Source organism: Nocardia testacea NBRC 100365 (assembly GCF_000308775.1).
Classification (GTDB): domain Bacteria; phylum Actinomycetota; class Actinomycetes; order Mycobacteriales; family Mycobacteriaceae; genus Nocardia; species Nocardia testacea.
Genome location: NZ_BAGJ01000162.1, coordinates 1 through 26,620, shown reverse-complemented (window position 1 = coordinate 26,620; position 26,620 = coordinate 1). Strand labels below are relative to the sequence as shown.

Sequence of the window (26,620 nt, the reverse complement as noted above, 5' to 3'; positions counted from 1 at the left end):
AGACACCGTCGGCCTTCCAGCAGTTCGCGGCGGCCCGGGAGCGGTACACGGCCGGCGGGGAGGTCGAGGGGCCCTTGGCGCTGCGATCGGTGATCCTGTCGGGGGAGCGCCTGGATCCGGCGGCTCTGGCCGGCTGGTACGAACACCATCCGCGAGTGCCGGTCGTGGCCAACAGCTACGGGATCACCGAGACCACCGTATTCGTCACCTATCTGCCGCTGACGCCGGATATCGCGGTGCCGGGAGCCGCGAGCGCGATCGGCACGGCCCTGCCGGGATTGCGCACCTATGTCCTCGACGAGCGACTGCGGCCGGCCCCCCTGGGGGCCTGGGGTGAGATCTACGTGTCGGGGGCGCAGCTGTCCCGCGGATATCTCGGGCGGCCCGCGCTCAGCGCGGCACGTTTCGTCGCCGACCCGTTCGGCCCCCCGGGTACGCGCCTGTACCGCAGTGGGGATATCGCCCGCCGGAATCACCGGGGAGAGCTCGAGTATCGTGGCCGGGCCGATCAGCAGGTGCAGTTGCGCGGGTTCCGCATCGAACTCGACGAGATCCGCAATGTACTGCTGGCCGACAGCGCGGTGGCCGCCGCCGTCGTGATCGTGCATCGGCCGGGTACGGAGGCGGCACGGCTGGTCGCCTACGTCGTGCCGGCCGGTGATCCGGCCGAAGGCCTCGCCGACGCCCTGCGCGAGCGGGTTGCCGGGGTCCTGCCGGAGTACATGGTGCCAGCGAGTGTGGTCGTCGTGGCCGGGCTGCCGCTGACCGTCAACGGCAAGATCGATCACCGGGCCCTGCCCGAGCCGGTGTTCGATTCGGCCGCCGCCTATGTCGCACCGAGCACGGTGGTCGAGGAGACGATCGCCGATGTCTTCGCCGACGTCCTCGGCGTCGAGCGGGTCGGGGTACTGGACGACTTCTTCGACCTGGGCGGCAATTCGCTCACCGCGACCGGTGCCGCTGTCCGGATCGGCGAACTGACCCGCTGCGATGTCTCGGTGCGCGATCTGTTCGGCGCCCCGACCGTCGCCGGACTCGCGGCGCGTATCGCGGCCGGAGACCGCCCGGCCCGGCCCGCCTTGCGCGCCCGGCCACGGGTGGCCCCGGTCCCGCCGGCACCCGCCCAGAACCGGATGTGGTTGATCAACCAGGTCGACCCGGCCTCGGCGGCGTACAACATCCCGCTCGTGGTGCAACTGACCGGCCACCTCGATGTGGCGGCGCTGCGGACCGCGCTCACCGACGTATTGGACCGGCACGAAGCGCTGCGCACCGTCTTCCCGGCCGTCGAGGGTGCGGGTTCCCAGGTCGTCCTGCCGGCCGAGGAAGTGATCGCCGGTCTGGATCTCGTGCCCGAGATCGCGGACGGCGCCGAGCTCGGGCACCGTATCCGGGAACTCGCGGCCCGGGGTTTCGATGTCAGCGTCCGGCCGCCGCTGCGCAGCGCCCTGTTCGCCTCGGCCGACCGGCGCCGCCACGTCCTGGCGGTCGTCCTGCATCACATCTGCTGTGACGGATCGTCGCTGCGGCCGCTGTCGGCCGATCTCGCGACCGCCTACGAGGCCAGGGTGCAGGGCAAGACGCCGGACTGGCAGCCACTGCGGGTGCAGTACGCCGATTACAGTGTCTGGCATCGCGAACTGCTCGGGGACGAGGCGGATCCCGAGTCGCCGGCGGCCCGTCAACTGAACTACTGGACGGGGCAATTGGCGGGTAAGCCACCGGTGCTGGAGCTGCCCGCCGACCGGCCCCGGCCGGCCCAGCAATCGTTGCGCGGCGACCGCACCGAAACCGTGATCCCGGCCGAGGTCTTCCGCGGGATCGAGGGGCTGGCCCGGTCGGCGAACGTCACCACCTTCATGGTCGTGCACGCCGCCCTCGCCGTGCTGCTCGCCCGGCTCTCGGGTTCGGGCGATATCACCGTCGGCACCGCCGTGGCCGGCCGCGGCGAGCCGGCGCTGGAGCCGCTCGTCGGCATGTTCGTCAACACCGTCGCGCTGCGCACCGAGATCCGCCCGGGCGAAGTGTTCACCGACTTCCTGGCCCGGGTGCGCGCGGTCGATGTGGACGGATTCGCCAACAGCGACCTGCCCTACGAGCGGGTCGTGGAGGAGGTCGACCCCCGGCGGTCGGCCGCGTACGCCCCGCTGTGCCAGGTGTACCTGGCCTTCGAGAACATGGAGCGGCCGAGCCTGGAACTGCCCGGCCTCACCGTGGAGGTCCTGGACCCGGGCGCGGCCACGGCGAAGGTGGATCTCGTGGTCACCGTCGCGGAGAACGCTTCCGCCGGTGGCGATGTCGCCCTGCAAGTCGACTACGCGACCGATCTGTTCGACCGGCGCACGGTCGCGGAGTTCGCGGCCCGGCTGAACCGGGTGCTCGACGCGGTCGTCACCGATCCGGATATCCGGGTCGGTGCGGTCGATGTGCTGTCCGGAGCCGAACGGGCCGGGCTGGTCCCGGCGGCGGGCGCCCCGGCGGCGGCGCCGCGGCTGCTGGCCGACGTGCTGGCGGTGACCGACAGTGCCGCGGTGGCGGTGATCGCGGGCGAACGGACGATCACCTACGGCGAACTGGACGCGTGGTCCAACCGGATAGCCCGCGAGCTCATCGCGCGCGGGGCCGGCCCGGGTGACCACGTCGCCCTCGTGATGGGACGCTCGGCCGAATTCGTGGCCGGTATCCGGGCGGTGGCGGTGACCGGCGCGGCCTTCGTCCCGGTGGACCCGCGGAACCCGGCCGAACGGATCGCGCTGATGCTCGGCGACGCCGGAGTCCGGGTCGCGGTGACGGTCGAGTCCACGCGGGCGCTGCTGCCCGAGTCGATCGCGCAGCTGGTACTCGACGATCCGCACACCGCGACCGCGCTGGACGCCGGGTCGCCGGCGCCGGTGACCGACCGGGAGCGGGTCCGGCCCGGCCGTGTTCTCGATACGGCGTACGTGCTGTACACCTCGGGCTCGACCGGGACGCCCAAAGGTGTCGCGGTGACACACCAGGGCCTGGCGAATTTCGCCGCCGAACAGCGCGAGCGCTACCGGGTGGAGCCGTCGTCGCGGGTATTGCAGCTGGCGGCGCCCGGATTCGACGCGGTCGTCCTGGAACTGCTGATGGCGCATGCGAACGGCGCCGCGCTCGTCGTCTCGCCACCGGAGGTCTTCGCCGGCGCGGAACTGGCGGACCTCATCCGGGCCCAGCGGGTCTCGCACGCGTTCGTGACACCGAGTGTGCTGGCGACGATGACACCGGCGGGCCTGGACACCCTGCGGGTGCTGGTCGCCGGCGGTGAGGCGGTCCCGGCCGAGACGGTGGCGATCTGGGCTCCCGGTCGTGAACTGTTCAACGGATACGGTCCCACCGAGACCACCATCATGGTCGCGATCAGCGATCCCCTGTCGGTAGGCGACCGGATCACCATCGGCGGACCGATCCGCGGCACCGAGGCCGTGGTCCTGGATGCGCGGCTGCGGCCGGTCCCGGTCGGAGTGACCGGGCAGCTCTTCGTCTCCGGCGTACAACTGGCCCGCGCCTACCTGGGGCGGCCCGCCGCCACCGCGGCCGCCTTCGTGGCCGCGCCGTTCGGTCCGCCCGGCACCCGGATGTATCGCACCGGCGATCTGGCGCGCTGGACCTCGGACGGGACGCTGGAATACGCCGGGCGTACCGACTTCCAGGTCAAGATCCGCGGCCAGCGCATCGAATTGGGCGAGATCGAGGCCGCGCTGGCCGCGCACCCGGCGGTGGCGGTCGCCCATGTGGCAGGCATCCCCGGCGAACACGGCACCCGGCTGGCCGCCTACGTGGTGCCCGCGGACGCCGGGGTGGATACCGCGGAACTACTGGCCTACACCGCACAGCGCCTGCCGGCGCATATGGTGCCAGAGGCCGTGCTGGTGCTCGACACGCTGCCGCTCTCGCCGGTCGGCAAAATCGATCGCGCCGCGCTGCCCGAGCCGGTGTTCGGCACGGCCACCACGGAATTCGTCGCACCGCGCGACAGCGTCGAACAGACCGTGGCGCGGGTCTTCGGTGAGGTGCTCGGCGTCGAACGGGCGGGCGCCTTCGACAGCTTCTTCGACCTGGGCGGCAATTCGCTGTCGGCCACCCGGGTGGCCGGCCGGTTGAGCGCCGAATTCGGTGTCGATATCGCCCTGCGCACGGTATTCGACGCACCGACCGTCGCGGCCCTGGCCGACCGGCTGCGCGCCGGCGCCCCGGCCGTCCGGCCACCGCTGGTTCCGCAGCCCCGCCCGGAGCGGATCCCGCTGTCGCCGGCGCAGACGCGGATGTGGTTCCTCAACCGGTTCGATCCCGCCTCGCCGCTGTACAACATCCCGCTGGTGCTGCGGCTGTCGGGCGACCTCGATGTGGCGGCCGTGCAGGCCGCGGTCGCCGATGTGCTCGGCCGTCACGAAGCACTGCGCACTCGCTACCCCGACAGCGACACCGGACCCCATCAGGTGATCGTGCCGGTGGCACAGGCCTGTGTACCGCCGGAACCGGTCCCGGTGCCGGCCGACACGGTCGAGGCCCACATCGCCGCGGCGACCGCGGCCGGATTCGACGTCACCAGCGAGGTCCCGTTCCGGATCACGCTGCTGCGCAGCGCCCCCGACGAGCACACCTTGATCCTGGTGGTCCACCACATCAGCTTCGACGGCTCGTCGCTCGCCCCGCTGGCCGCGGATCTGATGACCGCCTACCGGGCCCGGCACGGCGGCCACGAGCCGCAGTGGGCGCCACTGCCGGTCCAATACGCCGATTACACGCTCTGGCAGCGGGAACTGCTCGGTACCGAGGACGATCCGCACAGCCCGACGGTCGCGCAGACCGAGTACTGGCGCGCGGCCCTCGCCGACCTGCCCGAGGTGCTCGACCTGCCCACCGACCGGCCCCGCCCGGCCCAGCAGAGCTTCCGGGGCGCGACGTATTCCACCACCCTGCCCGCGGATCTTCATCGCGAGGCGCTCGCCCTGGCCCGCCGCCACGACACGACCGTGTTCATGGTCATGCACGCCGTCTACGCCGCGCTGCTGGCCCGGCTGTCCGGGACCGGTGATATCGCCGTCGGGACACCGATCGCCGGCCGTGGCGAACCCGGCCTCGACGGCCTGGTGGGAATGTTCGTCAATACGCTGGTACTGCGGACCCGCGTGACGCCCGGTGCGTCGTTCGCCGCGGTTCTCGGCCAGGTCCGCGCCGCGGACCTGGCCGCGTTCGAGAATGCCGATATCCCGTTCGAGCGACTGGTCGAGGTGCTCAATCCGCCCCGGTCGACGGCGCACGCGCCATTGACCCAGGTGGGGTTCTCGTTCCAGAACATCGAGATCCCGGCCGTGCGGATCGACGGGCTGACGGTGACGGCCCGGATGATCGATCCGGCCGTGGCCAAATACGATCTGCATCTGAACCTGGTCGACAGCTGGTCGGCCGAGGACGGGCCCGGCGGTATGTCGGTCGAATTCGGTTATGCCACAGACTTGTTCGACGAATCGTCGATACGGTCGCTCTTCGACCGCTATCTGCTGCTGTTGCGCGCGGTACTCGCCGACCCCACCGCGCCCGTCGGCGATATCGACCTGCTGACCGCGTCCGAGCGGCGGGCGCTGGCCCAGCGGTCGACCGGCGCGCGCCTCGTCGTGGACGCGGCGACGCTGCCGGATCTGTTCGCGGCACAGGTCACGGCCACCCCGCGGAATACGGCGGTCATCGACGCCGCCACCGGCGAACGACTGGACTACGGGAACTTCGGGCAGCGGGTGAACCGGCTGGCCCGCGCGCTCATCGGCCGGGGCGCCGGCCCGGGGACGGTGGTGGCGGTCGCCATGCACCGCTGTGCCGACCTCCTCACCGCCCTGTACGCGATTCATGCCGCCGGTGCCGCCTACCTGCCCCTGGATCCGGATCACCCGGCCGACCGGCTCCGCTCGGTCTGCGCGACAGCGCGGCCGATCGCCGTGCTCACCCGGGGCGACCAGGTGGATCTGCCCGCCGATGTGCCGCGGTGGCCGCTCACGGAATTGCCGGTGACGCAGTGTGATCCGGCACCGGTCACCGACGCCGACCGGCTCCGCCCCCTGCATCCGGATGATCTGGCCTACGTCATCTACACCTCCGGCTCGACCGGTGTGCCCAAGGGCGTGGCGGTCGCGCACCGCGCGGTGGTCAACCAATTGTGCTGGATGCGCGACCACTACGGTCTCGACGGTTCCGATGTGCTGATCTGGCGCACGCCGGTGACCTTCGACCTGTCGGTATGGGAATTGTTCTCCGCGTCGGTCTGTGGTGCGGCACTGGTGGTTGCGGACGCGGACGCGCACCGCGACACCAGGGTGCTGGCCCGGCTGCTGGCCGAATACCGGGTCACCACGGTCGACTTCGTACCGTCGCTGCTCGCCGCCTTCCTGGCCACCGCCCCGGACCGCGAGTTCCCGGATCTGCGGCGCGTCCTGTGTATCGGCGAGGCGCTTCCGGCCGAGACGGTCCGCCGTTTCACCGAGTTCTGTGCCGCGCGTATCGACAACCTCTACGGTCCGACCGAGGCCGCGGTCAGCGTCACCTCCCACCGTGTCGGGGACGTCTCCGGTCCCGCCGTGCCGATCGGCGTCCCCGAGGCCGGTGTAGTGGTCCGCGTGCTGGACGCGCGGCTGCATCCGGTCCCGGAGGGTGTCACCGGCGAGCTGTATCTGGGCGGAGTGCAGCTGGCCCGCGGATATCACGAACGCCCGGCGCCGACCTCGGCCACCTTCGTCGCCGACCCCGCGGGCACCGCCGGCGCCCGGTTGTACCGCACCGGCGACCTGGTGCGCTGGGCCGCCGACGGCACCCTGCGCTACGTGGGCCGAGCCGACACCCAGGTGAAACTGCGCGGTCTGCGGATCGAACCCGGCGATATCGAGGCCGCGCTCACGGCCCACGCCGCCGTGGACGCCGCAGTGGTGCAGGTACGCACCGATCACGGCGAACAGCGGCTGGTCGCCCATGTGGTCGCGCCGCCCTCGTGCGATACCCAGGAGATCCGCGCGTCGCTGCGGGAACGGCTGCCCGCCTATATGGTTCCGGCCACGGTGATCCGGATCGACACGATCCCGCTCACCGCGAACGGCAAGGTCGATCACCGCGCGCTGCCGGCACCCGACCCGGCCGTGCGCGCGGCCGAGTTCCGGGAGCCACGGGGCCTCGTCGAACAGACGGTGGCCGATGTCTTCGGCGAGTTGCTCGCCCTGCCGGAGATCGGTGCCCAGGACGATTTCTTCGAGCTGGGCGGCAATTCGCTGCTCGCGACGAGAGCGCTGAGCCGGATCGGCGATATCCTCGAGGTCGACGTCGCGGTGCGGGTGATCTTCGAGGCGCCCACGGTCGCCGACCTCGCCGAGCGCATCACCCGCTTGCGGGCGGTCCCGACCCTCCCGGCGCCGGCGCCGCGCCCGCGCCCGGAACGAATACCGCTCTCGCCGGCGCAGTCCCGGATGTGGTTCCTCAACCAGTTCGACCCGGCGGCCGCCGGATACATCGTGCCGCTGGCGATCCGGCTCGATGGTGTCCTCGATCTCGCGGCGCTCACGGCGGCCGTCGGCGATGTGGTCGAGCGGCACGAGAGTCTGCGGACGGTCTACCCGGCCGTCGACGGGGTGCCGGCCCAGGTGGTGCTGCCGGTCGCGGAGGTCGCCGCGCGCGGGGACCTGGTACCGGAACCGATCGCCGAGGGCGAACTGCCACGGCGGCTGACGGAGTTCTTCGGCCGCACCTTCGATGTGGCCGCGGAGGTGCCGCTGCGGGTCGGGCTGTTCCAGCTCTCCGAATCGGTCTGGGTGCTCGCGCTGGCCGCGCATCACATCAGTTGTGACGGTTTCTCGGTGGCACCGCTGGCCGCCGATCTGATGACCGCCTATCGAGCGCGTTCGCTGGGGGTCCCGCCGGAGTGGGCCCCGCTGCCGGTGCAGTTCGCCGATTTCGCGCTCTGGCAGCGGGAGGTACTCGGGTCGGCGGACGATCCGCGGTCGCGCGGTGCGCGCGAGATCGCGTACTGGAGCACCCGGCTCGCGGGTATCCCCGATGTCCTCGAGCTGCCGGCCGATCGGCCGCGGCCGCCGCGGCGCACCCAGCACGGCGCATCCGTGCGGGTCACCATTCCCGGTGACCTGCACCGGCGGGTACAAACGCTGGCGCGTCGCGGCGGTGCCACCACGTTCATGGTGGCGCACACGGCGCTGGCGGTCCTGCTGGCGCGGCTGTCCGGCGGCGACGACATCACCATCGGGGTACCGCACGCGGGCCGCGGCCACCGCTCGCTCGACGGTCTCGTGGGCATGTTCGTCAACACCCTGGTGATGCGGACCCACGTCGCGCCGGATCGGAGCTTCCGGGAACTGCTGGAACAGGTCCGGCGGGGCGATGTCGAGGCGTACGACCATGCCACCGTGCCGTTCGAACAGCTGGTGGAAGCATTGAATCCGGTGCGTTCGGCGGCGCATACGCCGCTGTTCCAGGTGATGCTCGCCTACCAGAACATGGACCGGGCCCACGTCGAACTGCCGGATCTCACCGTGGACGATCTCGATCCCGGTGACGATGCCGCGATCTGCGACCTGCTGCTGATGATGTCGGAGGGCCACGGCGACCGTAACGAGCCGGTCGGTATGACACTGCGCCTCACCTATGCCACCGACCTGTTCGACGAGGACACCGCCGCGCGGTTCGCCGCACAGTTCGTCCGCGTGCTCGAGGCAGCCGCGACCGATCCGAGCGCGGCGGTCGGCGATATCGAACTGCTCGACGAGGCCGACCGGACAGTGCTCCTGCACCGGTGGAACGCCACCGGCGGCCCGGTCGTCACCGGCCGGACCCTGGTCGATCTGTTCGACGCCCAGGTGGCCCGCACCCCGGCCGCGCCGGCGCTGCGCGATCCGGCCGGTGGCGTGCTGACCTACCGGGAATTCGACCGCCGTGTGAACCGTCTCGCCCGCTGGCTCACCGACCGCGGCGCCGCACCCGAAACCATTGTGGCGGTGGCGATCCGGCGGTCCACCGATCTCGTCACCGCGTTGTACGCGGTGGTCAAGACCGGTGCCGCGTTCCTCCCGATCGACCCGGACCATCCGGCCGCGCGGATCGGCCGCGTACTCGCGGCGGCCCGGCCCGTGCTGGTGCTGACCTCGTCCGCGGACGACGGGAATCTGCCGGTGGAGTACGCCACCGAGCCGATCGACCGGGTAGACCTGAGCGGCTACGGCGACGCCCCGCTCACCGATGCGGACCGCCGGGCGCCGCTGCGCCCGGACAACACGGCCTATGTGCTGTTCACCTCGGGGTCGACCGGCCTGCCCAAGGGGGTCGCCCTGACCCATGCCGCGACGGCGGCGCAGCTGGCCTGGGCCCAGCGGCAGTGGCCGCACGACGGGTCCGATGTGGTCCTGTACAAGACCCCCGTCACCTTCGATATCGCGGTGTGGGAGTTGTTCTGGCCGTTGCAGACCGGCGCGCAACTCGTGGTCGCCGCCCCGGATGGGCACCGCGACCCCGCCTATCTGGCGAAGCTCGTGGCCGAGCACCGGATCAGCACCGTGCATTTCGTCCCCTCGATGCTCGATGTGCTGCTCGAGACGACCGCGGCGCCGTTGCCCTCGGTCCGCCGGGTGTTCGTCGCCGGGGAAGCGCTGGCCCAGCGCACCGTCGACGATTCGGCGCGGGTCTTCGGCAATGCGGAGGTCGTGAACTGGTACGGGCCGGCCGAGGCCGAGGTCGTCACCAGCCACCGCTGCCTGCCCGCGGAGAGCCCGCGCGCGACCGTGCCGATCGGCCGCCCGGTCGCCGGTATGCGCGTTCACGTCCTGGACGCCCGGCTGCGCCCCGTTCCGTTCGGCGTGACCGGCGAACTCTACGTCTCGGGTGTGCAGACGGCGCGCGGTTACCACGGCCGCCCCGACCTCACCTGCGGTGCGTTCGTCGCACACCCCTTCGGCGCGCCGGGGGAGCGGCTGTACCGCACCGGCGACCTGGTCCGCTGGACGCGGTCCGGTGATCTGGAGTTCGCGGGGCGCGGTGATTTCCAGGTGAAGGTGCGCGGCCAGCGAGTGGAGCCCGGCGAGATCGAAGCCGCGCTGTGCGCGCTGCCGGAGGTCACCCGGGCCGTCGTCGTCGCGACGACGGAACGGATCACCGGCTACGTGACGCTCGTCCCCGGCGCCGCGGCCACGGGCCGCGACCTGCGCGAGCGGATCGCCCGGACGCTCCCGGCCTATCTGGTGCCGGCCGCGGTCCAGGTGCTGGCGGCGATACCACTCACCGCCAACGGCAAAGTGGACCGTGCGGCGCTGCCCCGGCCGGTGGTCGAGGACGATGCCGAATTCGTGGCCCCGCGCACCGAGCGGGAAACCGTGCTGGCGCGGATCGTCTCCGATCTGACCGGAGCCGATCAGGTGAGCGTGACGGCCGAACTGTTCGAGATCGGTGTCGATTCGCTGTCGGCCGCGCGGCTCGCCGCCCGCGCCGAGACGGCTCTGGGCCTCGAGGTCGGGATCCGCGATATCTTCGACGAGCCGACGATCGCCGGCCTGGCCCGACTGCTCGCCACTCGCACCCGCGCTACCACCGGCCCGTTGACCGCGCGTGAGCGTCCGGCCGTGGTTCCGCTGGCGGCGGCGCAGCGCCGGATGTGGTTCCTCAACCAGTACGACACCGGGTCCGCCGCGTACAACATCTGTTTCGCGGCCCGGTTGAGCGGTGCGTTGGACGTCGAGGCGTTGCGTGCCGCGTTCCAGGACGTGACCGTCCGGCACGAGCCGCTGCGGACGATCTACCCCCTGGTCGACGGCGAACCGTGCCAGGTCGTCCTGGACGCCCCGGCCGCCGGAACCGATCTGCTGCCGGAGGCCGAATCGGTCACCGACGACACCGAACTCGCCGACCGGATCCGGCGGGTCGCCGAAACCGGGTTCGATGTCGCGGTATCGGTACCCGTCCGGGCCGCGCTGTACCGCACCGGGACCGGGGAACACGCGCTGGTGCTGGTGGCGCACCATATCGCCGCCGACGGTGCCTCGATGCCGGTGCTGGCCCGTGACGTCTTCACCGCCTACGCGGCCCGCACACATCAGCAGCCGCCGCAGTGGGAACCGCTGCCGGTCCAGTACGGCGACTACGCGCTGTGGCAGCAGGAACGCCTGGGCGCCGAGGATGATCCCGAATCGCTGATCTCCCGGCAGATCTCCTACTGGAAAGGTGTGCTCGGCGGCAGTCCGGAACTGCTGGATCTGCCAACCGACCACCCGCGCCCGGCCACGGTCACCACGGCCGGTGGCCGCGTGCGCTTCGATATCCCGCCGCGACTGCACGACGCGATCGTGCGGCTGGCCCGGCAGGAGGGCGTGACCACCTTCGTGGTGCTGCACGCGGCGCTGGCGCTCCTGCTCGCCCGGACGGCGCACAGTGACGATGTCTCGGTCGGCACCCCGGTCGCGGGCCGGGGGCACGAGGCGCTCGACGATCTGGTCGGCATGTTCGTCAACACCGTGGTGCTGCGTACCCGGATCGCCGAGGATCGGTCGTTCCGTGAACTGCTCGCGGCCGTGCGCGATGTCGACGTGGCCGCCCTCGCGCACGCCGATATCGCCTACGAACGGCTCGTCGATGTGCTCGATCGGCCGCGGTCGACCGCGTACACCCCGCTGTACCAGGTGATGTTCGGGCTGCAGAACACCGGCGCCGGTTCGACCTGCCCGGGGTGGACATCACCGTGCTCGACCCCGGGATAGCGGAGGCCAAAACCGATCTCACCGTGCTGCTCGCCGAGCAGGCCGACGGTGACCGGCCCGCGGGTATCGAGGGGGAGATCGTCTACGCCACCGATCTGTTCGCGGAGCCGACCGCGGCGGCGTTCGCCGAGCGGTTCGTGCGGGTCCTCGAGGCGGTCACCATCGACCCGGTCCGGGCGGTGGGTGGTATAGATCTGCTCGACGCGGCGGAGACCGCACAGCTGGTACCGGCGGTCGGCGGCGCGGACGAGACCCCCTACCTGCTCCCGGATCTGCTGGCCGCGGCGGTCGCCGCGCACCCCGGGCAGATCGCGCTCATCGGCGAGACCGAAACCCTGACCTACGCCGAACTCTACCGGCGCGCCGACCTGCTGGCCGGATATCTGCTGGCGCGGGGCGCGGGTCCCGGTGTCCATATCGCGCTGGCGGTGCCGCGCTCGGTGGACTATCAGATCGCCATGTGGGCGATCTCCCGGACCGGCGCCGCCTTCGTCCCGCTGGACCTGCGGTATCCGCGGGAGCGGATGGCGCATATGGTCGCCGACTCCGGCGTCGTCCTCGGCCTCACGGTCGCGGATGCGCTGCCCGCGCTGCCGGAGGCGGTCGAGTGGGTGGTGCTCGACGAGCCGGCCACGGCCGCCGATATCGCGCGGGAGCCGGGGCTTTCCGCGAGCACACCCGCGCCACGGCGGGCCCGGACCGGGGATGCGGCATATCTGATCTACACCTCCGGCTCCACCGGCACGCCCAAGGGGGTGGTGGTGACCCACAAGGGGCTCGCGAACTTCGCCACCGCCCAGCGGGTGCGGTATCGGGTGGACCGGACCTCACGGGTGCTGCATGTGGCGGCACCGGCCTTCGACGCGGTGCTGCTCGAGGCCTTGATGGCCTGTGCGGCGGGCGCCGCGCTGGTCATCTCGCCACCGGATGTCTTCGGTGGCGCGGAGCTGGCTCGGCTCATCCGGAGCCATCAGGTCTCGCATGCCTTCCTGACCCCGAGCGTGCTGGCGACGGTATCGCCCGCCGATCTCGAATCGGTGCAGGTGCTGGCGGTCGGCGGGGAGATGGTACCGGCCGAATTGGTCGCCTCCTGGGCGCCCGGGCGCCGGCTGCACAATATCTACGGTCCGACCGAGACGACGATCGTCATCACGATGAGTGCGCCGGTACGCGCCGGGGGTCCGATCGATATCGGTGGCCCGATCCTCGGCGCGCAGGCCGTCGTCCTGGACGCGCGGTTGCGGCCGGTACCGGTCGGTGTGCCGGGTGAGTTGTACCTGGCGGGCGCAGCGCTGGCGCGGGGATATCTGAATCGGCCGGCGCTGAACGCCGGCGCGTTCGTGGCGAATCCGTACGGCGGTGCGGGCGCGCGGATGTACCGGACCGGCGATATCGTGCGCTGGACGCCCGGCCACACCTTGGAATACGTCGGCCGCAGCGACTTCCAGATCAAGATCCGCGGCCAGCGCATCGAACTCGGTGAGATCGACGCCGCGCTGGTCGCGCAGCCCGGGGTCGCGTCCGCGGTCACGGTCGCGCGCCCCGGTCCCGACGGCCGGACGATGCTCGCGGCGTATCTCGTGGCCGAGCCCGGCGCGACGATCACCGCGACGTCGGTACTGGACGGGCTCGCGGGCGTGCTGCCGGCTCATATGCTGCCCGCGACGGTCACCGTCCTGGACCGGATGCCGCTGGCCTCGACCGGCAAGGTCGACCGCAGGGCACTGCCGGAACCCGTATTCGAGGCGCGCGAAACCGCCGCGGTCGAACCGGCCACCGACCTGGAACGCACCGTCGCGGCCGCCTTCGCGGAAGTGCTCGGCGTGCCGTCGGTGGGAGCGACCGCCTCGTTCTTCGCGCTGGGTGGCGATTCCATCATGTCCATCCAGCTCGCCGCGCGGCTGCAGGCCGCCGGGGTGGTCGTCCGGGCCCGCGATATCTTCGAACGACGTACCGTTCGGGAGCTGGCGCAGGTCGCCGGGAACACCGGCCGGGTGACGCTGGAGGAACTTCCCGGCGGCGGTGTGGGAGATATCCCGACTACGCCGATCGTGTCCTGGTTCGGCGAACGGCTCGGCGCGGCCCGGGGTTTCGCCCAGTCGATGCTGGTGCGGCTGCCCGGGGACGCCGCGGTCGCCGAGATCACCGCGACGGTGCAGGCCCTGCTGGACCGGCACGATATGCTCCGCGCGCAGCTGCGCGACGGCTGTTTGCGGGTGTTGCCGGAGGGCTCGATCGATGCGGCGGACGCGATTCTCGTACAGACGTTCCGGGCCGGGGACGCGCCGGGCCGGACCGGTTTCACCGCGGCGGCCGAGACCGCGCTGGCCACGGCCACCGCACGTCTCGATCCGGCCGCCGGCCGGATGGTGCAGGTCGTCTGCCTGCTGCCCGCGGCCGGAGTCGAGGCGGAGGGCCGGGCTCTCGTCGTGGTCCACCACCTGGCGGTGGATGGCGTCTCATGGCGGATCCTGCTGCCCGATCTCGCCACCGCCTGGCAGCAGATCGCCGAGGGCCGGCGGGCGGATCTGCCCGCCCCGGCGACCTCCATGCGCCGCTGGGCGCACGCCCTGGTCGACGCGGCGGCGGAGCGGACCGGCGAAACCGGCCTGTGGCAGCGTATGAGCACCGCCCCCGACCCGCTGCTGGGCCGGGCGGCCCTCGACCCGTCCATCGACACCCAGGCGACCGTCCGGCAGCTGGCGGTCTCCCTGCCCGCCGATGTGACGAGAGTCCTGCTGGAGGTGGTGCCCGAAGCCGCCCGGGCCACGGTGGACGACGCACTGCTCGCGGGACTCACGGTCGCGCTGGGCCGCTGGCGCGCCCGCCGCGGCAGCGCCCATCGGGGCGCGAAGATTCTGCTCGAGGGGCACGGCCGCGAAGAGCAGCTCGTCCCGGGCGCGGATCTCTCCCGCACCGTGGGCTGGTTCACCAGTGCCTACCCCGTCGCACTCGAGCCGGCCGGCCTCGACTCCGGTGATATGCGGGCCGCGGTGAAAGCGGTCAAGGATCAGTTGCGCGCGATCCCGGACAAGGGGATCGGCTACGGCCTCCTGCGCTATCTCCATCCGGACGCCGGCCGGCAGCTGGCGGGCGCACCGGAGCCGCAGATCGCTTTCAACAATCTCGGCCGGGCCGGGGTCGATCTCGCCGCGCTGTCGGGAGTGGCGTGGGTTCCGACGGGTGAGCAGTTCGACCAGCGCGGTGCGTTCGACCCGGATATGCCCGCGGCGGCGGTGATCACGATCGATGTGCACACCTCCGAGACCGCGGCGGGCCCCGTGTTGTCGGCGCAGATCGGCTACGCGACCCGGTTGCTGGACGAGGCGGAGGTCGCCGAACTGGCCGGGGACTGGATCGATGCCGTCCGCGAGATCGCCGCGGCGGCCCGCGCCGACGACGACTGGGGACTGTGCCCCGCCGATGTTCCGCTCGTCACGCTCGGCCAGTCCGATCTGGATGCCTTCGCCGACCGCTACGGTCCGCTCACCGATGTGTGGTCGCTGGCGCCGCTGCAGGCGGGCCTGCTCTTCCACGCCGAGTTCGCCGCGGGCGAACTGGACGTCTACACCGCGCAATCGGTGCTGACCCTGGCGGGCAGGGTGGACGAGGCCCGGCTCGAAGGGGCCGCGCGAGCGCTGCTCGACCGGCACCCGAACCTGCGCGCGGCCTTCACCCGGACGGCCGACGGTGTGGCCGCACAGGTTGTTCCCGCCGCCGTGCCGCTGCGCTGGTACCGCGCCGAAACCGGCGGAGATGCCGCCGAACTCGATCGGCTGATCGAAGCCGAACGGGCAGTGGTGTTCGATCCCGCCGATCCGCCGCTGCTGCGCTTCCTCGCGATCATGGTGGGGCCGGAGGACGTCCGGCTGGTGCTGACCGCCCACCATCTGCTGCTCGACGGCTGGTCGCTGCCGCTGCTGTGCCGGGAACTCATCGGTCTCTACGCGGTGGGTGAGCGCACCGAGCTGCTGCCGGCCGTGTCGTCCTACCGTGACTATCTGGTCTGGCTGGGGCAGCGCGATCGTGCTGCCGGTGTCCGGGTGTGGCGCGAGGCACTGGGCGGGTCCGCCGAACCCAGTCTGATCACCGACCCGCAGACGGCGACCGTCGCCGATATCCCCGTCGACCTGCCGATCGTTCTCGAACGTGCCACGACCGAGCGGCTGACCGAGTTCGCCCGGGAACACGCGGTCACCATGGCTACCATCGTCCAGTTCTCCTGGGCGGTGGTGCTGGGCAATCTACTGGGCACCGAACGAGTTGTCTTCGGGAGCACCGTCTCCGGCCGACCGGCCGATCTGCCCGGTGTGGAGTCGATGATCGGTCTGTTCATCAATACGATCCCGGTGTCGGCCGAGGTGACGCGCACCCGGACCGTCGCCGACCTGCTCACCGGTCTGCAAGCCGACAGCACCCGGCTGCTCGACCACCACTATCTCGAACTGTCCGAGATCACGGCCGCGGCGGACAGCCCGCACCTGTTCGACACCCTGGTGGTCTTCGAGTCCTATCCGGTCGACAGCAGCGGTCTGGGAGACACCGACATCGACGGAATGCGGGTGCTCGCGGCCGAGGGCCGCGACGCCGCGCACTACCCGCTGCTGGTCCAGGCGCACCAGACCGAGGAATTGCATATCCGGGTTCGCTACCAGCCCGCACGGATCGACGATCGGACGGCGGCCGATCTCGCGGCCCGGCTGGCCCGCGTACTGCGCGCGATCTCCGGCAATGCGCACAGACCGCTCGAGACGATCGATCTGCTGTCGGCGGACGAACGCGCGGAACTGGTACCGGCCTCGGGCGGCACTGCCGAGGCGCCACGCTCGCTGCCGGAACTGCTCGCCGCGGGGGCGGCGCGCGAACCCGCGGCGGCGGCCCTGATCTGCGACGGGCAGACCGTGTCCTATGCCGAACTGGAGGCCCGGTCCGACCGGCTGGCGCGGATGTTGATCGACTGGGGCGTCGGTCCGGGCGACCGGGTGGCGCTGGCGCTGCCCCGGTCGGTGGAGTTCGTGGCCGGTCTGTGGGCGGTGACGAAAACAGGCGCCGCGATCGTGCCCATCGACTCCCGCAACCCCGCGGAACGGGTCGCGCTCATGGTCGAGCACGCCGATATCCGGGTCGCGCTCACGAACGGATCAGCGCGCGAATTGCTGCCGGAGTCGGTGCGGCCGCTGGTGCTCGACGACCCGGACACCCTGGCCTGCCTCACGGCGTATCCGCCGGACCGGATCTCGGACGCCGACCGCGTACGCACTCCGCAGCTGCGGGATACGGCCTATGTGCTCTACACCTCGGGCTCGACCGGAGTGCCCAAGGGGGTGGCGGTCACCCACGAGGGCCTGGCGAATTTCGCTGCCGAGCAGCGGAGACGCTTCGACGTCGACAGTGGGTCGCGGGTGCTGCAGGGTGCCGCGCCCGGGTTCGACGTCCTGATCCTCGAGATACTGCTGGCGCACAGCAACGGCGCGGTGCTGGTGCTGCCGCCGCCGGAGGTGTTCGCGGGGAACGAACTGGCCGAACTCATCCGCGCGGAGCGGATCTCGCATGCCTTCCTGACTCCGAGCGTGCTGGCCACGCTGTCGCCGGAGGGCCTGGATTCGTTGCGCGTGCTGGTGGCGGGCGGCGAGGCGGTGACCCCGGAGACGGTGGCCGTCTGGGGGCCGGGCCGGTGCCTGCTGAACGGGTACGGACCCACCGAGACCACGATTCTGGCCTGTATGAGCGGGCCGCTGCGGCCCGGTGCCGAGGTGACGATCGGTGAGCCGCTGCGCGGGGTGGAGGCGGTGGTACTGGACAGGTGGTTGCGGCCGGTGCCGCCCGGTGTGGTGGGCGAGCTGTATCTCGCGGGCGTCCAGCTGGCGCGCGGGTATCTGAGCCGGCCGGTGACCACGGCGGCCGCGTTCGTGGCGAACCCGTTCGGCGCGGTGGGCACGCGGATGTACCGCACAGGCGACCTCGTGCGCTGGACCCATGAGCGCACGCTGGAGTATCTCGGGCGCCGGGATTTCCAGGTCAAGATACGCGGCCAGCGCATCGAGCTCGGTGAGATCGAGGGCGTCCTCGCCGGTTGTCCCGGTGTCGATCAGGCGGTGGTCGTCCTGCGGCCCGACGAGCGGGGCCGCAACCGGCTCGCCGGGTACCTCGCCGGTGCCGCGTCGGTGGACCTCGAGGCGGTCCGTGTGGTCCTGCGCGACCGGTTGCCGGCGCATATGGTGCCCGAGGCGCTGACCCTGCTGCCCGAGCTGCCGCTCACCACGAGCGGCAAACTCGACCGTATGGCGCTGCCGGCGCCCGAATTCGGCGCTCGCCGCGCGTGGGTGGCTCCCGGTACCGACGCCGAACGGACGGTGGCGGAGATCTTCGGCCGGGTCCTGGACCTCGACGAGGTGGGTGCCACGGACAGTTTCTTCGAGCTGGGTGGCAACTCGCTGTCGGCGACCCGGGTGGCGGCGCAGTTGAGCGCCGCGACCGGGGCCCGGGTCGGGGTCCGGGAACTGTTCGAGGCGCCGACGGTGGCCGCACTGGCCGCGCAGCTGACCGGTCTCGACCGCGAACACCGGGCGCCCCTGGCCGCCCGGACCCGCCCCGCGCGGGTGCCGCTGTCCCCGGCGCAGCAGCGGATGTGGTTCCTCAACCAGTTCGACACCTCGGTCGGCGCCTACAACATCCCACTGGTGATCAGGTTGACCGGCGAGCTCGATATCGCTGCGCTGCGCCGGGCCTGCGCCCTGGTCGTCGAACGCCACGAATCGCTGCGCACCGCGTTCCCCATGGCCGAGGGCGTCCCGTATCAACTGGTGGTACCCGCCGCCGAGGTGGTGCCCGAGCTGCGGCCGGTGCCGGTGGCGGAGGATCAGCTGATGCGGCGGGCCGTCGCCGCGGTCACCACCGGGTTCGACGTGACCCAGGCGCCACCGCTGCGGATCGAGCTGTTCGAACTGGGCGCGCATGACCATGTACTCATGGTCACCGTGCACCACATCTGCGCGGATGGGCAGTCGATGCTGCCGCTCGCCCGTGATGTGGCGGTGGCCTACGAGGCGAGCCGGCAGGGCAGCGCCCCGCACTGGCCGGCGCTACCGGTCCAGTACGCCGACTACGCCCTGTGGCAGCACGAGGTTCTCGGGGACGAAAACGATCCGGACTCACTGATGTCGCGGCAGTTGCTCTTCTGGAAGCAGACGCTGGGCGGGCTTCCCGAACTGCTCGAGTTGCCGACCGATCTGCCCCGGCCACCGGTGGCGTCACTGCGCGGACGCGCCGTCGAGTTCGAGATCTCCGCCGAGTTGCATGCCCGGATCGGCGCGGCGGCCCGCGCGGGGAACGCGACCCTCTTCATGGTGCTGCACGCCGCGCTCGCGGTGCTGCTGGCGCGGCTGTCCGGAACCGGCGATATCGCGATCGGCACCCCGGTGGCCGGCCGCGGAGTGCGCGAACTCGACGATCTGATCGGTATGTTCGTCAATACGCTGGTGCTGCGGTCGCGGGTGGCGCCGCGGCAGTCCTTCGCCGAACTGCTCGCCGATATCCGGGAAACCGATCTGGCCGCGCTGGCGCACGCCGACGTCCCGTTCGAACAGGTCGTGGAGGCGCTGAACCCGCCGCGGTCGACAGCGCATCTGCCGCTGTACCAGGTGACGCTGGATGTGCAGAACCTGAGCCGGGCCGCGGTCCGGCTGCCCGGCCTCACCGTGGAACCGGTCGAGGACGGTTTCGAACAGGCCCAGGCGGATCTGAACGTCAAGCTCGCGGAGCGGTTCGACGAGGCGGGCCGTCCGGGTGGCCTCGTGGGCCGGTTGACCTTCGCGACGGATCTGTTCGCCGAGGCCACGATGCACCGGTTCGCGCGGGCCTATGTGCGGATCCTCGAGGAGGTGACGGCGGATCAGGATGTCGTCGTCGGCGATATCGACCTCGTCGACCCCGCGCAACGGCGCGCGCTGCTGGACGCGGCCGGACAGACCGGTGCCGCGGTTCCCGAGACCACACTCGCGCACCTGTTCGCGGCCCGGGCCGCCGACCGGCCCGCCGCCGTCGCGGTGACCGACGGCCGCTCGTCGCTGACCTACGCGGAACTCGATCGGCGCGCCGGCCTGATCGCCGCCCGGTTGGCCGAGGCCGGCGCGGGCCCGGAAACCCTGGTGGCCGTGGCCTTGTCCCGATCGGTCGATCTGGTCGCCGCACTACTGGCCGTGGTGCGCACCGGCGCCGGATATCTGCCGCTGGATGTGGCCTACCCCGAGCAGCGGTTGCGGTTCGTGCTCGACGATGCCCGCCCGGTCGCGGTGCTCGCCTCGGCGCAGACGGTGTCGGCGATACCCGCGTTCCCGGCCCCGGTGCTCCTCGTGGAGGAGTGCGCGGCCGCGGCCGCGGGTCCGGCTCCGGTACTGCCGGCCGCCCGGCCGGACAACACGGCCTATGTGATCTACACGTCCGGTTCCACGGGCCGCCCCAAGGGGGTGACGGTGAGCCATCGCGAGGCGGTCACCCTGTTCACCCGGATACCCGGGCGTTTCGACTTCGGCCCCGATGACGTGTGGACCATGTTCCACTCCTACGCCTTCGATTTCGCGGTGTGGGAGATGTGGGGCGCGCTGCTGACCGGTGGCCGGCTGGTCGTGGTCGACTACGAGGTGTCCCGGTCGCCGGAGGCCTGCGCCGAGCTGGTGGCCCGCGAGGGTGTGACGGTTCTGAGCCAGACGCCTTCGGCTTTCTACGGATTCGCCGAGGCGGACCGGGAGCGCCGGGCCGCCGGGCGAGGCGGGCCCGGCCTCGCGCTGCGGTATGTGGTGTTCGGCGGTGAGGCGCTGGACGCGACGCGGTTGGCCGGATGGTTCGCGGCGCACGAGCCCGGATCACCCCGGCTGATCAATATGTACGGGATCACCGAGACCACCGTGCACGTGACATTCGGTGAGGTCACCGGACCCGATACCGCGGGTATCGGTGTGCCGCTGCCCGGACTGCGGGTCTATGTGCTCGACGAGCGGCTGCGCCCGGTGCCCATCGGGGTCGCCGGCGAGATCTATGTGGCCGGCGGGCAGCTCGCGCGGGGCTATCTGGGCGCGTCCGCGACCACGGCGGGCCGGTTCGTGGCGAACCCGTACGGGCCGGCCGGGACCAGGCTCTACCGTTCCGGCGACGTCGGCAGCTGGCAGGACGGCGACCACGGACTCGAACTGCGCTATCTCGGTCGCGCCGACGCCCAGGTCCAACTGCGCGGCTACCGTGTCGAATTGGGCGAGGTCGAATCGGCACTGCTGCGGCATCCCGGTGTGGTGCGCGCCGCCGCGGCGGTGCACCGGCCCGCACACGGGGTCGATCAGCTGATCGGTTATGTGGTGGCCGCCGCGGGCGAGCAGCTCGATCCGGCCGCGGTACGGGCGGCGGCCGCCGAGGTGCTCACCGGCTATATGGTGCCCGCGGTGATCACGGTGCTGCCCGATCTGCCGTTGACGGTGAACGGCAAACTCGACCGCTCCGCCCTGCCCGCACCGGATCCCGGTTCCGCCCCGAGCGAATTCGTCGCCCCCCGCACGGCGACGGAGAAGGCGATCACCGAGGTGTACGCCGAGGTGCTGGGCGTCGGGCGCGTCGGGGTCTCGGACGGGTTCTTCGATCTGGGCGGCAACTCGCTGCTGGCCACCATGGTGGTGCGCGAACTGAAGACGCGCGGGGTGACGATCGCGCTGCCGTGGATGTTCGACGACGCCACCCCGGAGTCGTTGGCCCGCCGGGCCGACGAGGCCGAGGGCGGATCGGGTCTGCAGGTGCTGCTGCCCCTGCGGACGAGTGGATCGAAGCCGCCCCTGTTCTGTGTGCATCCGGCGGGCGGGCTGGCATGGTTCTACGGCGGTCTCGTCGAACACGTGCACCCTGACCGCCCGGTCTACGGTCTCCAGGATCCCCATGTGGTGGCCGGTGAACCGCCGGCGGAATCGGTGGACGAGCTGGCCGGACGTTATGTGCGCGAGATTCGCCGGGTACAGCCGGAGGGCCCCTACCACCTGCTCGGCTGGTCGCTCGGCGGGCAGATCGCGCACGCGATGGCGGTCCGGCTCCGGCGCGACGGGGCGGAAGTCGGGCTGCTGGCACTGCTGGACAGTGCGGTGGATCTGTCCGGCGGTGATCCCGCCGTTCCGGCGGCCGGCGACCGGCGGCCGGGACAGTTGATGGCGGATCTGCTCGGCGGCTGGCGTGAGTTGTTCGGCCTCGGCGACGATGTCCGGGCCGACACCCACGAGCAGGCCTGGGCGGTAGTCCGGGAACAGGTGCTCGGCACCGCGATGTTCACCGCCGAACAGGTGGACCGGGTGATGACGAGTTTCGAGACCGCCGGTGCCATCGCCGACCGGTACCGGCCGGCGGTCTTCGACGGTGAGCTGCACTTCTTCACCGCCGGAAAGGACCACACCGATCCCGAGGCGCTGGCCCGGTCGTGGCGACGCCATGTGACCGGGGAGATACACAACCAGGTGGTCGATGTCCGGCATCTCGAGCTGAGCCATCCCGAGGCGCTGACCGTTGTCGGTGCGGTAATAGAAAGGGCCGTAGCGCAATGCTGAACACGCAACAGACGCTGAAACTCGACGACGGCAGAGTGGTCGACTGCCCGAGCCCGGCGGAAGCGAGATTTCTCTGGGGTGAGATCACCGCGGCCACCGGTTTCTACCGGCAGGCCGCCACCCGGCTGCGGGCCGGGGACATCGTTCTCGATATCGGCGCGAACATCGGCCTGGCCGCGATGCTGTTCGCCGATATCCGGCCCGGCATCCGAGTGATCGCGGCCGAGCCCGTGCCGGCGACCTTCCGTTGTCTGCAGAGCAATCTGCACGCTCACGTTCCGTACGCCGTGCCCGTACGGACCGCTGTCGGCGCCGAACCCGGTGTCCTGCCACTCACCTGGTATCCGCAGGCCCCGGCCAATTCGGGCCTGTACGCCGATCGCGCGGAGGACGACGAGGCCACTCGGATATTCCTGCGCAACAGTGGACTCGACGAGGAGGCGATCGACCTCATCACCGCCGAACTGCACCGGGGCGAACAGATCGACGTCGAGGTGACGACAGTGTCGGCGATCCTGGACGAATACGCGCCGGGCGCCGAGGTCGGGGTGCTGAAGGTCGATGTGGAGCGGGCGGAACTCGATGTGCTGCGCGGGATCTCCGCGCGGGACTGGCCGCGCATACACACGGTGGTGGCGGAGGTGCACGACACCGCCGGGCGCCTGGCACAGTTCCGCGAGTTGCTGGACGCCCACGGGCTGACCACCCGGATCCGGCAGGACCCGAGTCTGCGCGGGACCGATCTGCACGAGGTGTACGCGAGCCGCGACGCCTGACCCCCGGTGCCGCCCACCGGGTGGCCGGCAAACCACCGACGATCTGGGAGAGAGATGATATGAGCGCGAATCCGTTCGACGACGAGGACGGCCGATTCCTCGTCCTGGCCAACGACGAGAACCAGCATTCGCTGTGGCCGGCTTTCGCCGAGGTGCCGCACGGCTGGCGGATCGTTTTCGGCGAGAACAGCCGGGCCGCCTGTGTCGACTACGTGGAGCGGAACTGGACGGATATGCGGCCCAGCGGCTTGCGTGACGCGGCCGATCCGGCCTCCACCACCGTTCGCTGACGCACGGCCGCCCGGCCGCACCCGAAGGTGTGGCATCGCTCGCCCAGGGGCTCGCCCGTCGACCGATCGGCACAGAGGACGCGGTTTCCGGCCGGGACCCGGATCGGGCCGACCGGAAACCGCGCCCGGTGCACAGGGGCCCCGCCCGGCCTACCGGGCCGGGGCGCGGCCGTCGCTCAGCAGTTCGACGGCGCCGGATCGCCGCGGAAACGGCCCTCCAGCCACGCCAGCACGGCCGGTAGGCCGAGGACCGCCGCGGACAGATGTTCCGGCGATGCGGTGAGTTCGGCTTGCAGCGGTACCCCGGCCGCGCAGTATCGCTGATTCGTGCGGACGATGGAATCCACCGGAATCAGCGGATCGGTGGCCGAATGCCATTCGAAAATGGGCATATCGGGTACGCCGCCGAACAATTCGAGGCTGTTCTCCTCGAGCACTCCGCGAGCGTCCGGACTGTCCGCCAACGACATACTGCTGGCGAATTCGGCCACACTGCGCCCGGCGCCGGTGGCGAGTATCTCGTTGACGCATCCGTTGGCGAGTTCGTTACGGGTCAGCAGCCCCCGCGAATTCATCGACTCGCTGATCGGAAAACGATCGGGGTACTCGCGTTCGAGACCGATTCCGGCCGCCATCACGAGGCCGAAGGCCGGATGTGGGCCGGTGTTCACGGCTTCTATCATGCGCACCAGATTCATCGGCACACCGCCGATGGCCGCACCCGCGATCTCCAGCTCGGGCGCATACTGCGGGGCGAGCGCGGCCGCCCAGGCGGTGGCCATGCCGCCGCCGGAGTAACCGGCCATGGCGACGCGGCTGTCACGCAGGCCCAGGTCGGCCGCGCGTACCGCGCGGATGCCGTCCAAGGTGATCTGGCCGCCCAGCCGGGCCGCGCCGTAGGCGGAGGTCGGGCCGAGATGGTCGGGCAGCGCCACACTCCAGCCGCGGACCAGCACCGCGTTCAAGGCCGCGGCCTCGCGGACCTGCAGGGTGGGGTCGGACGTGTAGAGCACCCGGGAAACCGCGCAGCGGGTGCCGAGCCCGTTGATGATGTGCTGATAGGACAGCAGCGGCCCGCCGGGGGCGTGCCCCTGCGGTGTGAGCACGGTGGTGGTCGCCGCGATCGGCCGGCCGTTCGAATCGGCCGAGCGGAATTTCACCAGGGTCACCGTGGCCCCCGGGAATATCGACAGCGGCGGCATCGCCCGGGTTTCCAGCACCTCCCCGGGTGATTTTCCGGATATATCGGGCGGCGCGGCATAAAAGGGATCGGGATCGGGTAGGGGATAGATGGGCACGGCCGCCGCCGGGCTCGTGCCGATCACGGTTACCACGGCCATACTGCCGAGGAGTACGGCGCCGAGGGCGCGCACCAATAGATTTCGATCTGATCTCGGAATCTGCACGCGACAAGTATCACGATTTTTCGCGCGAAATCGGGAACATGCGCGTTCCAGTCCTGTTGTGTCGCGTCGTCTTCCGGATCACCGCAGCCGTGCGCCGCCCGGATCTCGGCCGCCGCGGCCGCGCCGGGCCCGATAGGGGCCCGGCGACTCCGGTTACCAGGCGACGTTGATCGGCCCGGGACTCCACAGCCCCGAATGTGTTTCGCGAGTGACACGAGGCGCGGCCGGACGGGCCGAGGTATCCACGGGTGTCAGCCGCTGCAACTGTCCCCAATCGTGGCTCCAGTCGTCCTTCAGATAGGTGGCCAGGGTCTGGGAGCGCAGCAGTTGCCGACTCCAGCCCAACGGCCCGCCGCCGTCGTGGCGTTGCCACAGATTGGTGGTGTTCGCGGCGGGCCGGTCGGGCAGGATGCGCCAGCCGGGAGCCTGGGCGATGCCGTCCTTGTGGTCGAATGGGCGCTGGCACGGGAACTGCAGGCCGACCGCCCAGTCGAGCAGCACCGGCCGGTCGGAGCCGATCAGCTCGTTGAGCGTGCGGGTCTGTGGAATCCGCGGCGGCGTCAACGCGATCCACTGCTCGGGATCGAGGGTTTTGTCCTTCGCGACGATCCGGACCACGTCGGCCCGGTCCGGGATCTCGTCCAGGGGCACGCGCAGATTGCGCCACGACGGCGTCGGGCCGATATCGATCGGGATCACCTGTCCGAGCGAACGGGTCCCGGACGCCGGATCCGCGACACCGTACTCGATATCGACGGGCTGGCCGGGCAGCACCTCGCCGTCCTGGGTGATCGCCCGGAACCGGCCCGCCGCGGTGATCGCCATGATCCCGGCGCGGTCGGCCGGGTCGGGCAGCCGATACCAGCCGGTGGTCAGTTCCGCCGATTCCTGCCGGCCGGCGGTGCCGAGTACCGGAGTGGTGGGCGACAAGCCGAACGGCAGCGGCGCGCCGCCGGTCTGGGTGACCGAGGTGCCGTCGGAGGTATCGCTCAGGGCATCGGCGATGCTGTTGTCGTCCGCGGGCTGATCGTCATCGGAGGTGACGTCGGCGACCCCGCCGGGGACGAAGCCGTCGGCGCCCGCCGCGAATGTGGCGGCCGCGTCACCGCTCAATGGCGGCAGCATCGAGGTATTCGGGTCGGATTCGACCAGCACATCGTCGGCCAGCCCGCACGGCTGTCCCAGTACGGCATCGACATTGGAACGGGCGAGGGAGAAGGCCGGATACTGGGTGGCCGCCGCCGTGGCGAACGAACCCACCTGGAAGATCACGATCACGGCCGCCGCCACGGTCAGCGGCGGAATCTTCACCAGCCGCCAGGCTCGCGGCGAAACGCGGTGCGGGATGCCCGGTTCCGGTGCCCGCAGGTGCCACCACCCGGCGAGCGCCAGGCACGCGACGGCGACGGTCAGGCATATTTCGCTCACCCCGACGCCGCCGATCGCCGGAGCCGTATCCCACCACGGAATACCGTGGCCGGACGCGTAGAACCATTTGTTGACGCCGGTGAAGATCTGCGCCAGTGCGATCGCCACGATGGCGGCGAACAGTGCGCGGTACCGCGGTGCCCGCATCACTCTGGGGCCCACCGCGACCGCGGTGACCACGGCCACGGCGCCGGCCAGGCCGGCGAAGACACCGTTGTGGTGCGTGAACTTCGTGGGCACGGTCGCCATCAACAGCATCGCCCCGAAGGTGATCCCGAGCAGGCGCTTCGCCGGGCCCGAGCTGACGAACGGGATCCGGCCGCCCTTGCGCAGCAGCACTAAGGCGCACACCAGCAGCCCGAGCCACATCGCGACGACACCGAAACGGCGTCCGAT

The 26,620-nt window shown here is 71.1% G+C and carries 6 protein-coding genes; 4 read left to right on the top strand and 2 right to left on the bottom strand.

From position 1 onward, the window contains the following. From ON38_RS34280 to ON38_RS21840, 4 genes are all read left to right on the top strand, one after another. Positions 1-11,753: non-ribosomal peptide synthetase (locus ON38_RS34280; protein WP_157181839.1), on the top strand; the 11,753-nt coding region annotated here is incomplete at its 5' end. Beyond that, positions 11,723-22,324 (top strand): non-ribosomal peptide synthetase, encoded by a 10,602-nt coding sequence (locus tag ON38_RS34275; protein WP_051165053.1) that lies wholly within the window; start codon positions 11,723-11,725, stop codon positions 22,322-22,324. The genes ON38_RS34280 and ON38_RS34275, both read left to right, overlap by 31 nt. Further along, on the top strand, positions 22,318-23,100 hold the full coding sequence (locus ON38_RS21845) for an FkbM family methyltransferase (RefSeq protein WP_039826798.1): 783 nt from the start codon (positions 22,318-22,320) through the stop codon (positions 23,098-23,100). The genes ON38_RS34275 and ON38_RS21845 overlap by 7 nt, the downstream gene beginning before the upstream one ends. Before the next feature lie 59 nt (positions 23,101-23,159). Beyond that, complete coding sequence (locus tag ON38_RS21840) at positions 23,160-23,390, top strand: MbtH family protein (protein WP_039826797.1); 231 nt, start codon at positions 23,160-23,162, stop codon at positions 23,388-23,390. A gap of 176 nt (positions 23,391-23,566) precedes the next feature. On the opposite strand, the gene ON38_RS21835 is transcribed toward ON38_RS21840, so the two are convergent. Next, positions 23,567-24,730, bottom strand: a complete 1,164-nt coding sequence (locus ON38_RS21835) for a lipase family protein (protein ID WP_039826799.1) — start codon at positions 24,728-24,730, stop codon at positions 23,567-23,569. Positions 24,731-24,949: 219 nt separating this feature from the next. Beyond that, positions 24,950-26,620 (bottom strand): arabinosyltransferase C-terminal domain-containing protein (locus ON38_RS21830; protein ID WP_039826796.1); only part of this gene is annotated, 1,671 nt, incomplete at its 5' end.